10 protein-coding genes are annotated in these 9,918 nt (G+C 71.4%); 7 read left to right on the top strand and 3 right to left on the bottom strand.

Annotated elements, in window-relative coordinates; genetic code table 11:
• Window positions 1–446 precede the first annotated feature (446 nt).
• From FDZ70_03040 to FDZ70_03025, 4 genes are read left to right on the top strand one after another with little or no spacing between them, the layout of a single operon-like run.
• Window positions 447–914 carry a DNA-binding protein gene (locus tag FDZ70_03040; GenBank protein TLM79462.1) on the top strand — a complete coding sequence of 156 codons (468 nt, stop codon included), beginning with the start codon at window positions 447–449 and terminating at the stop codon, window positions 912–914.
• 46 nt (window positions 915–960) lie between these two features.
• Window positions 961–2,640, top strand: a complete 1,680-nt coding sequence (locus FDZ70_03035) for a hypothetical protein (protein TLM79461.1) — start codon at window positions 961–963, stop codon at window positions 2,638–2,640.
• A 30-nt stretch (window positions 2,641–2,670) separates the two neighbouring features.
• The gene (locus FDZ70_03030) at window positions 2,671–2,913 is read left to right on the top strand and encodes a hypothetical protein (protein ID TLM79460.1); all 243 of its coding nucleotides are present in this window, start codon (window positions 2,671–2,673) and stop codon (window positions 2,911–2,913) included.
• Between the two features lie 58 nt (window positions 2,914–2,971).
• Complete coding sequence (locus FDZ70_03025) at window positions 2,972–3,763, top strand: amidohydrolase (protein ID TLM79459.1); 792 nt, start codon at window positions 2,972–2,974, stop codon at window positions 3,761–3,763.
• A 12-nt stretch (window positions 3,764–3,775) separates the two neighbouring features.
• Here FDZ70_03025 and serS read toward each other — a convergent pair whose 3' ends face one another.
• A complete protein-coding gene (serS, locus tag FDZ70_03020) occupies window positions 3,776–5,059 on the bottom strand; it encodes a serine--tRNA ligase (GenBank protein ID TLM79458.1) in 1,284 nt (427 codons plus the stop codon).
• A gap of 167 nt (window positions 5,060–5,226) precedes the next feature.
• Here serS and FDZ70_03015 point away from each other — a divergent pair, with 167 nt between their 5' ends.
• Window positions 5,227–5,676 carry a hypothetical protein gene (locus tag FDZ70_03015; protein ID TLM79457.1) on the top strand — a complete coding sequence of 150 codons (450 nt, stop codon included), beginning with the start codon at window positions 5,227–5,229 and terminating at the stop codon, window positions 5,674–5,676.
• A gap of 25 nt (window positions 5,677–5,701) precedes the next feature.
• Here FDZ70_03015 and pheA read toward each other — a convergent pair whose 3' ends face one another.
• On the bottom strand, window positions 5,702–6,529 hold the full coding sequence (gene pheA, locus FDZ70_03010) for a prephenate dehydratase (protein TLM79456.1): 828 nt from the start codon (window positions 6,527–6,529) through the stop codon (window positions 5,702–5,704).
• Window positions 6,526–8,100 carry a GGDEF domain-containing protein gene (locus FDZ70_03005; protein TLM79455.1) on the bottom strand — a complete coding sequence of 525 codons (1,575 nt, stop codon included), beginning with the start codon at window positions 8,098–8,100 and terminating at the stop codon, window positions 6,526–6,528. Before FDZ70_03005 ends, pheA begins: the two co-directional genes overlap by 4 nt.
• 139 nt (window positions 8,101–8,239) lie before the next feature.
• On the opposite strand from FDZ70_03005, the gene larB reads away from it, so the two are divergent.
• Window positions 8,240–9,034, top strand: a complete 795-nt coding sequence (gene larB / locus FDZ70_03000) for a nickel pincer cofactor biosynthesis protein LarB (protein TLM79454.1) — start codon at window positions 8,240–8,242, stop codon at window positions 9,032–9,034.
• Window positions 9,031–9,918 (top strand): LarC family nickel insertion protein (locus FDZ70_02995; GenBank protein TLM79453.1); only part of this gene is annotated, 888 nt, incomplete at its 3' end. The genes larB and FDZ70_02995, both read left to right, overlap by 4 nt.

The following is a 9,918-nucleotide window of genomic DNA, read 5'->3' as shown; positions in this document are numbered from 1 at the left end:
CCCTCAGGCCGCGATCGAGCCCGGCCAGCTCGAGATGATCGCGCAGGTCACGATCGTCTACCGGCTGAAGTAGCGCGGCTTCGGCAGTCGCGGATGACGAACGGCCCCGAAAGACGTCTCTTCCGGGGCCGTTCCTCATCTCCGGGCTTGGCGGGCCCCCGGTGGAGGGGGGTGACCGGGGGCCGCTCTCGCAGCCCGGGCCGTGCACGCGAAGAACCTACTTGTACGGGTCCAGCTCGATCTTGTAGCCCTGGCCGCCGCAGTCCGGGCAGGTCCGGGCCTCAGTACCTCGTGTCTTAAGGTGCGTTAACGTTCCGTCAGTGGTATCGGCAGGACTGCCGCGCGCCTTGAGGGCGGGCCGTTCCCCGCCCGCGCGCGCGTGCGCTAGAGTGGGCGCGCACGGCGGGCGAAGGGGGTCTTGCGCGATGCGTATCGTCATCGGCGTCATGGGCGGAGGCACGGCGGACGAGCGCACGCTCGGACACGCACGGACGCTGGGGCGGCTGATCGCCGAACGCGGTTGGGTGCTGCTCAACGGCGGGCGTGCGTGCGGCGTGATGGATGCCTCAGCGGCGGGTGCGCACGAGGCGGGCGGCCTGACCGTCGGCGTCGTGCCGGACGAGGACCCCGGATGCGCCTCGGAGCACCTCGACGTCGTCATCGCCTCGGGCATCGGCCACGCGCGCAACCTCACGAACGTGCTCTCGAGCCGCGTCGTCGTGGCGTGCCGCGGCGAGGCCGGGACGCTGTCCGAGATCGCGCTGGCGCTCAACGCCGGCCGGCCCGTCGTGGCGCTCGACTTCCCGCTCGGCACGTCCTTCGAGCGCTGGGAGCGCGAGGGCCTGCTCGTGCACGCCGACAGCCCGGAGACCGCGGTCGCCGCGGTCGAGCGCTACCTCGAGTCCGGCGCGTGAGCGGCATGCCCGCGCGTCGTATCATGCGACCCATGAAGGACGCAGCATGAGCGAGCAGCGGCGCCGGCCGCCGGCGCGCAGGCCGCTGGACGGCGTGTCGGACCCGGTCGGCTACCGCCGCCGCCTCGGCGCGGGCCCCGCGCCCCGGCGCCGTACCGCTTCGCTGCCGCGCAACCAGCGCGTCCGAGAGGGCGCGTACGTGTTCACGAAGCACCCCGCGCGCAGGCGCGCGCCGTGGGTCGCCGGCGCGGCCGCGGCCGCGGCGCTCGTGCTGGCCGTCTGGCTGTGGACCCGGCCGGTGACCGTGGAGGTCACGCCGCTGCCCGCCGACGCCCGCGTCACCCTCGGGGACCGCTCCGCGGTGGGAACGCTGACGGCGGGCGGCATGAAGCCGGGCGCCTACGCGCTGCGCGTCGAGCGCGCCGGCTTCGCGCCGGTCGAGCGCACGCTGAAGGCCAAGCGCCTCTTCGGCACCTCCGAGGAGGTCTCGCTCGAGCCGCTGCCCCAGCAGCTCGGCGTGCGGTGCGTCACGCCGAAGGGCGCCTCGATCACGATGCTCGTGGGCGACAAGAAGTACTCGGGCGCCGAGGCGCTCACGCAGACGGTCCCGGCCGGCCCGGTCCGGGTCTCGGTCGCCAAGGACGGCTTCAACACCTACTCGACCGACCTGTTCCTCGATGCGGAGCGCGCGCTGATCGTCAATCTGGACCCGAAGGGCCAGCTCGTCCACACGCTCGGGATGATCCCGTGCGCCGGTAGGCCGAAGGGCGTCATGGTCACGCCGGACGGCCGCGAGGCGTGGACGACGATCCTCAACGCCCAGCCGTCCATCGAGATCGTCGACCCGCGCACCGGCAGGATCACCGGCGGCATCAACCTCGGCACGCACGGCGCCGTCGAGGTGCTGTTCAACAAGGCCGGCACGCGCGCGTACGCGAGCCAGATGGAGACCGCGAAGGTCTTCGAGGTCGACGTGAAGACACGCAAGGTACTGCGCGAGTTCAAGACGGGCAGCCCGAAGAACTGGACGAAGGTCATCGAACTGTCGCCCGACGAGAAGACGCTGTACGCGTCGAACTGGTCCGGCGACAGCGTGTCGATCTTCGACCTGAAGACCGGGACGCTGACCGACGAGATCGCGGTGGCCAAGACCCCGCGCGGCCTGTACGCCGCAGACGACGGCATGACGCTGTGGGTCGCGTCGTTCGACACCGGCATCCTCGAGCGCGTGGACCTGGAGAGCGGCGCGCGCGAGACGGTGTTCAAGAGCACCGGAGGCGCGCTGCGCCACTTCGTCGCGGACGAGAAGTCGCGGCGCCTGTTCACCTCGGACATGGGGCGCGACTGCGTCTGGGTCACCGACCTGGACACCGGCGAGACGAAGAAGTTCGTCGACACCGACGAGAAGCCCAACACCATCGACCTGTCGCCCGACGCCAAGGTGCTGTTCGTCTCGTGCCGCGGCGAGAACGGCAGCAACTACTACGTGCCCGGGCCGGAGTGGGGCTCGATCCTGCTGCTCGACGCCGCCACCGGCAAGCCGCTCGACGCGATCATCGGCGGCGACCAGTGCACCGCGCTCGACGTGTCGGACGACGGGAAGACCCTCGTGTTCTCGGACTTCCTCGACAACCGGCTGCGCGTGTACGACGTGCCGGGCTACGCGGTGCTGGCCAAGGGCGGCGGCGGGCGGTACCAGGCGCACTTGGGGGAGATACGGAAGTAGGGTCGGCGGACGCCGGAGGGAGCCATCGCCATGGCCGTGTGCGAGTTCGTCGAGACGTGTCCCTTCTTCACCGCGGCATCCGGCTACTCGCCCGAGATGTTCGAGGAGATGCGGCGCTCCTGGTGCCTCGCGGCGCGTCCGGACTGCGCGAGAAAGTGGGCGCGCCGGTACGTCGCCCTCGAGCAGATACCCGACGACCTGCTGCCCACGGACGCGACAAGGGCGCACGACCTCGTCCTCCGTCTGACCGGCCGCGACGAGGAGCCGTCGTGATCGCGCGCCCGGCCGTCTCTGCGGCAGCGTCCGCGCCCGCATCGGGCACGCCGTAGCCATGCGCGTCATCGACTTCCACACCCACGCCTTCCCCGACGCGGTCGCCGCGTCGGCGATCCCCGCGCTCGAGGCCGAGGCGGACGTGACCGCCGTGTTCGACGGCACCGTCGGCGGCCTGCTCGCCGAGATGGACCGCTGCGGCGTCGACGTCTCGGTGATCCAGCCGGTCGCGACCAAACCCACCCAGGTGCGCGCGATCAACGACTGGGCCGCCGGGCTCGCCTCGGACCGCATCGTCCCGTTCGGGGCGATGCACCCCGACGTCGACGACCCGGACGTCGAGATCGAGCGCATGGCGGCGCACGGGCTGCGCGGCTTCAAGATGCACCCCGAGTACCAGGATTTCGAGCCGCACGAGGCCCGCATGGAGCCGGTCTACGAGGCGGCCATCTCCTACGGGATGGTCGTGCTGTTCCACGCCGGCATCGACATCGGCCTGCCCACGCTGCGCGGCACGCCGCGATCGTTCGCGGCGATGCTCGATGCGTGGCCGCGCATGAAGGTCGTGCTCGCGCACATGGGCGGGTTCCGCCTGTGGCAGGAGGTCGCGGACCTCATCGCGGGGCGCGACGTGTACCTCGACACCTGCTACACCCTCGGGCACCTGCCGGACGACTGCTTCCTCTCACTCGTCCGAGAGCACGGCGCGCACCGCATCGTGTTCGGCAGCGACGGCCCGTGGACGGCCGTGGACGCGGAACTCGCACACCTGCGGCGGCTCGGCCTGTCCGACGACGAGCTCGCCGACATCCTCAACGGGAGCGCGACGCGACTGCTCGGTGACGTGTGAGCCGCCGGAGGCCTATCCCTCGGCGGTGATGACCTCGAGCCCGCCCATGTACGGTCGCAGCGCCTCGGGCACGACGACGCTGCCGTCGGCCTGCTGGCAGTTCTCGAGCACCGCGGCGAGCGTGCGCCCGACCGCCAGGCCGCTGCCGTTGAGGGTGTGCACGAAGCGCGAGCCCTTGAACGCGTCGGGCTGCCGGTACTTGATCGACGCGCGCCGGGCCTGGAAGTCCCAGCAGTTCGAGCAGCTCGAGACCTCCTTGTAGCCGTCGTAGCTCGGCAGCCAGACCTCGATGTCGTAGGTCTTGCACGCCGCGAACCCCATGTCGCCGGTGCACAGCAGGATGACGCGGTACGGCAGTCCGAGCGCCTGGAGCACGCGCTCGGCGTCGTCGACCATGGTCTCAAGGTCGTCCATCGACTCCTCGGGCTTCGAGAACTTGACGAGCTCCACCTTGTCGAACTGGTGGACGCGGATCATGCCGCGCGTGTCGCGGCCGGCGGCGCCGGCCTCCTCCCGGAAGCACGCCGTGTACGCCGTGTAGCGGCGCGGGAGCGTGTCGCCCTCGAGCACCTCGTCGCGATGGAGGTTCGTCAGCTGGACCTCGGCGGTGGGGATGAGGTACAGGCCCTCGCTCGTGCGGAACAGGTCGTCGGCGAACTTCGGCAACTGGCCGGTGCCGGTGAGCGTCTCGGCGTTGGCCAGCGACGGCAGCCACCACTCCCGATAGCCGGCCGCCGCGTGCATGTCGAGCATGAGGCTGATGATGGCACGCTCCAGGCGCGCGCCCGCGCCGCCGAGCACCACGAACCGCGACTTGGCGAGCTTCACCGCCCGCTCGAAGTCGATGATGCCGAGGTCGGGGCCGAGGTCCCAGTGCGCCTTGGGAGCGAACGCGAACCCGCTCGGCGTGCCCCAGCGGCGGACCTCGACGTTGGCCGTCTCGTCGGCGCCTCGCGGGACAGACCCGTGCGGCGGGTTCGGGACGGTCATGAGCAGGTCGCGCGCCTCGTCGTCGACGCCGCCGAGGTGGGCCTCGAGGGCTTCGAGCGACGCGTTGACCTCGCGAACCTCGTCCTTGAGCGCGGCAGCCTCGTCGGCACGTCCGGACTTCATCATCTCGCCGATTGCCTTGGACGCCTCGTTGCGGCGCGCCTGCAGCCCCTCGGTCTCGACGATCAGCCGGCGGCGCTCCTCATCGAGCGCGAGGAACCCGCCGAGGTCCCACGACGCTCCGCGCGCCTCGAGGGCGGCGCGAAGTTCGTCGGCGTTGTCACGGACCCAGCGGGCGTCGAGCACGGATGCTCCCCCTCGCGTCATCGGCTGCGGTTCTGCCGGCGAGTATACGGCAGACCCGCGCAGCCGGCGCGGCCACGACACCCCCTCGGCGCATCATCTATACTGCTGGCCAGGGTCCGGCCGCGGCTGGGCGGGGTGCGGTACGCGTGAAGGAAGGCATCCGCGCGATGACGGACGCACAGGTCGAGACCATCGCCGATGAGGGCGAGCAGGCCGAGCAGCGCCAGAAGCGCAGCAGCGTCTGGACGACGCTGGGCATCGGCGCTCTCGTCATCATCATCGTCCTGATCTTCCTGCTCCTTTGGGACCCGTGGGGCTCGAACCGCGCGGCGCGCGACGAGGGGCGCCACCCCGGGCTCGTGGGCACCGTCGACGGCCTTCCCGAGTCCAGCGCCTACGTCGGCATCTGGCTGAAGCCCGGCAAGAGCATCGAGTCGGTGTTGCGCCGTCACGGCCTGCCCGACGGCGGCGTCGTGTTCCAGGACGAGGCCGGCGGCTACTACGTCGTCTCCGCAGGCGACCGCGACGTGGCCGCGGTCGTCAAGGAACTCAAGGCCGACACCGCGCTGTACGACGCTGGCCGCGTCTACGAGCAGGACGCGACCGGCACTCCGTAGCGCCCGCCGACGGTCCCGCTGCTCCCTACCGCTTCCCCGCCTTCGGGTAGCTGCCGAGCACCTTGACCTCGCGCAGCTTCAGGCGCAGGCAGTCCAGCGCGAGCCGCACGTTCTCGTCGGTGACGTGGCCGGCGAGGTCCACGAAGAACATGTAGTCGCCGAGCTGGCGCTTCGTGGGCCTCGACTGGATCTTGGTCAGGTTGATGTCGCCGTACGCGAACTCGGACAGCATCATCAGCAGCGCACCGGGCCTGTCCTTCTTCATGAACAGCGCGAGCGAGGTCTTGTCGTGACCGGTGCGCTCGCGGATGCCGCGGCCGATGACCACGAACCGCGTCTGGGCGCCCGCGTAGTCCTCGATGTTGCGCTCGAGCACGTGGGCGTCGTAGATCTTCGCGGCCAGCGCGGGCCCGATCGCGGCGACCCGCGGGTCGTCGACGGCCGTCCGCACCGCATCGGCGTTCGAGTTCGCGGCGTCCACGGGCCTGCCGACCATGTGGCGCTGCAGCCAGCGCCGGCACTGCCCCGCGGCCTGCGGGTGTGCGACGATCCGCTCCACGTCGGCGGCCTTGACGCCGGGAGCCGCGACGAGGTTGTGATGGACGTCGATGACGACCTCGGCCTGGATCTCGAGGTTCGTGTCGAACACGAGGCCGTCGAGCGTGGCGGGCACGGAGCCCTCGACCGAGTTCTCTATGGGCACGATGCCGAACTCCGCCTGGCCGCGCTGCACCGCCTCGAAGACCTCCTCGATGGTCGGGCAGTCGACCTTCTCCAGGTCCTCGATCCGCAACGTCAGCAGGGCCTCCTCCGAGAAGGTCCCCGCCGGGCCGAGGAACGCGTAGCGCGTCACGCTCCCACCCCCTTGCCCGCGGGAGCGGCCTCGTCGACCTCGCCCGGGGGCGTCAGCTTGCGGTGCGGTGAGCGGACCCGGTTCTTGCCCGAGCCCTTCGCGCGGTACAGCGCGTCGTCCGCCTGCTTCAAGAGCGTCTCCTTGTCGTACGCGTGGGCGGGGTAGCTCGCCACCCCGACGCTCGCGGTGAGGCTCACGCCGCGCTCACCGGCGGCGTCTGCGAACTCGAACGACTCGATCCCCTCGCGGATCTTCTCGGCGACCACGTAGGCGCCGGTCGCGTCGGTCTCGGGCAGGACCACCGAGAACTCCTCGCCGCCGTACCGGCATACGACATCGACCTCGCGCACGCACGAGCGCAGCACGCGCGCGAGCTCGGCGAGCGCCTCGTCGCCGGCGATGTGGCCGTGCGTGTCGTTGAACTGCTTGAAGTCGTCGACGTCGAGCATCACGAGCGAGACGTGTTTGTGGTAACGGCGCGCGCGCCCGACCTCCTCGTCGAGCCGCTGCTGCAGGTAGCGGTAGTTCGTGAGCCCGGTCAGCTCGTCGGTGATGGCGAGCGTGCGGGTCAGCTTGTACAGCTGGGAGTTCTCGACGGCGACGACGAGTTCGCTCGCGACCGCCTGGAGCACGAGCTTGTCCTCGGCCGACATGCCCTGCAGCGCTTCGGTCTCGGCGCAGAACACGACCATCATCGTCTTGTGGTCGAAGACCGAGATGCAGCTGAAGTGCTCGTCGTTCCCGCGGCCGGACACCACGTCGTACGAGACGTCCACAGGCGCCGAGCCGGGCTGGAACGTGCTCGTCGAGAAGAGCGTCTCGGACTTCGACCGGTCGATGACGAACAGCGAGCAGCTCGGCAGGTCGATCACCTTCTGGATGATCTCGATGACGACCGGGCCGATCGTGTCGAAGTCGAGCGTCGAGTGGATGATCTCGGTGATCTCCGAGACGGCGTGCAGTTCGGTCAGACGGCGCTGCAGCCGGTCGGTGAGGTGCTCGTTGGCCTCCTTGGCGGCCTGGATCTGCGACTCGTGCTCGGCATGATGCGTCGCGTTGAGCGCGAGCGCGACGCCGAGGTAGACCAGCGCGCCGGCCTGGATGCCGATCGCAGCCCACTCGTAGACCTGGTGCCGGGCGCCGGTGAGCTCCGCGACGCCGTGCCCCGCGATGTACGCGGCGGCGCACAGGCCCGCGGCGAACCACGAATCGCGCCTGCGGACCGCGCTGATGTAGAACATCGGCACGCTGAGCGCCACCGCGAAGCCGACGTCGGCCGCGGGCTTGAGCGCCGCGACGAGCAGGACGAGCGCGACCAGCTCGGGCGCGATCGCGGCATCGAGGACCCGTCTCACCGGCGCGCGTCCGCGCAGGAACGCGACGACCTGGCCGGCGAACGCGAGCGTGAACACCGAGATGCCGGCGATGAAGAAGCGGTGGGGCGTGTCGGTGACCGGCCCCTCGAGCCCGACGAACGCGACCGCGATCAGGCCGGCGATCGCGAGAAGGTACCCCACGATGTAGCCCTTGACCACGGTCTCGAGCGAGTCGATGCGGGACTTCAAGGTCACGGCGGCGTCATCTTCCCGAACGGGTCCCGTAAGGCGACACGCGCCGCGAATCCGGCCCGCTCGCCGTTCGAACGGAGTATAACCGTTCGAAGATGGGCCACCCGCCGGCGCGGCGATGAAGCGAAGGCACGGAGGACGGATGGACGCGAACGGGGTCAGGCGCCTTCTCGATCAGGTGGCCGCGGGCACGACCGGCCCGGCTGAAGCGGCGGAAGCGCTGTCACGCCTGCCGTTCGGCGACGTCGGCGCCGCGAAGGTCGACCACCACCGCGACCTGAGGTGCGGTTTCCCGGAGGTCGTCTTCTGCGAGGGCAAGACCCCGGACCAGGTGCGGTCGGTCGCGCGCGAGGTGCTCGAGCACGGCGAGGTCCTGCTGGCGACCCGGGCGTCCGCCTCGCACTACCAGCGCGTCGCGCAGTCCGCCTCCGACGCGAGGTACTTCGAGGAAGCCCGGCTCATCGTGGTCGACCGCCGCGAGGCGCCGCCGAGCGAAGGGCACGTCGTGATCGCCACCGGAGGCACCTCCGACGCCCCCGTGGCCGAGGAGGCAGCGATCTGCGCCGAGGTCATGGGCGCGCGCGTGACGCGGCTGTACGACGTCGGCGTCGCGGGGGTGCACCGCCTCCTCGCGCATCAGGACCTGCTGCGCGACGCTCGCGTGGTGATCGCCGTGGCGGGGATGGAGGGTGCGCTGCCGAGCGTGATCGCGGGGCTGGTCGCGTGCCCGGTCGTCGCGGTGCCGACCTCGGTGGGCTACGGCGCCGCGTTCGGCGGCGTCGCCGCGCTGCTCGGGATGCTCACCGCCTGCGCGAGCGGAATCGGTGTGGTCAACATCGACAACGGCTTCGGCGCCGCAGCGCTCGCCGTGAGGATCAACCGCGCGGGGAACCGCCGCGGGCCGGCGGACGAGGCGCCCGGCGAGGGCGGACCATGATCGTCTGGCTCGACTGCGCGAGTGGCGTGTCCGGCGACAAACTCCTCGCCGCGCTCGTCGACGCCGGCGGCCCGGCCTGTGAGACGTCCGTGCGCAAGGCGCTCGCGGCGCTGCCGCTCGACGGGTGGGCGCTGGCGTTCGAGCGCGCCGCCCGCGGTGGGGTCGAGGGCGCAACGGTGCGCGTGGACGCGGCCGCGATCCAGCCGCACCGTGCGTGGAGCGACGTCCGCGCGATGCTCGGCACCGCGGCGCTGCCCGCCACCGTGCGCGCGCTGTCCCTGCAGGCGTTCGGCCTGCTCGCGGATGCCGAGGCGCGCGTGCACGGGGTCGAGCCCGGCGAGGTGCGCTTCCACGAGGTCGGCGCGGTCGACTCGCTCGTGGACACGGTGGGCGCGTGCGCGGCCTACGCCGCGCTCGGGTCGCCCGAGATCGTCTGCTCGCCCGTCGCGCTCGGCGGCGGGACCATGACCTGCGCACACGGAGCGCTGCCGGTCCCCGCGCCCGCGACCGCGCTGCTGCTCGAAGGCGTGCCCGCGTACGGCGGGGACGCGTCGCTCGGCGAGCTCACCACACCCACGGGCGCGGCGCTCGTGCGCACGCTCGCGACCTCGTTCGGGCCGATGCCGCCGATGGCGGTCGGCGCCGTCGGGCACGGAGCGGGATCGCGCGAGGTCGAGGGCCTGCCGAACGTCCTTCGCGCGGTCACCGGCGAGCCGCTGCCGGACGAAGCGGGCGACGAGGACGTCGTGGTGCTCGAGACCTGCATCGACCACCTCGCGCCGGAACTGCTCGCGATCGCGCTCGACGCCGTGCTCGCCGCCGGCGCGCTCGACGTCTGGCAGGCGCCGGTCGTCATGAAGAAGGGCCGCGCCGCGGTGCAGGCG

It is taken from the genome of Actinomycetota bacterium, assembly GCA_005774595.1.
GTDB lineage: Bacteria > Actinomycetota > Coriobacteriia > Anaerosomatales > D1FN1-002 > D1FN1-002.
Note: the sequence above shows the minus strand (reverse complement) of the source record. Positions and strands in the feature narration are given on the sequence as shown.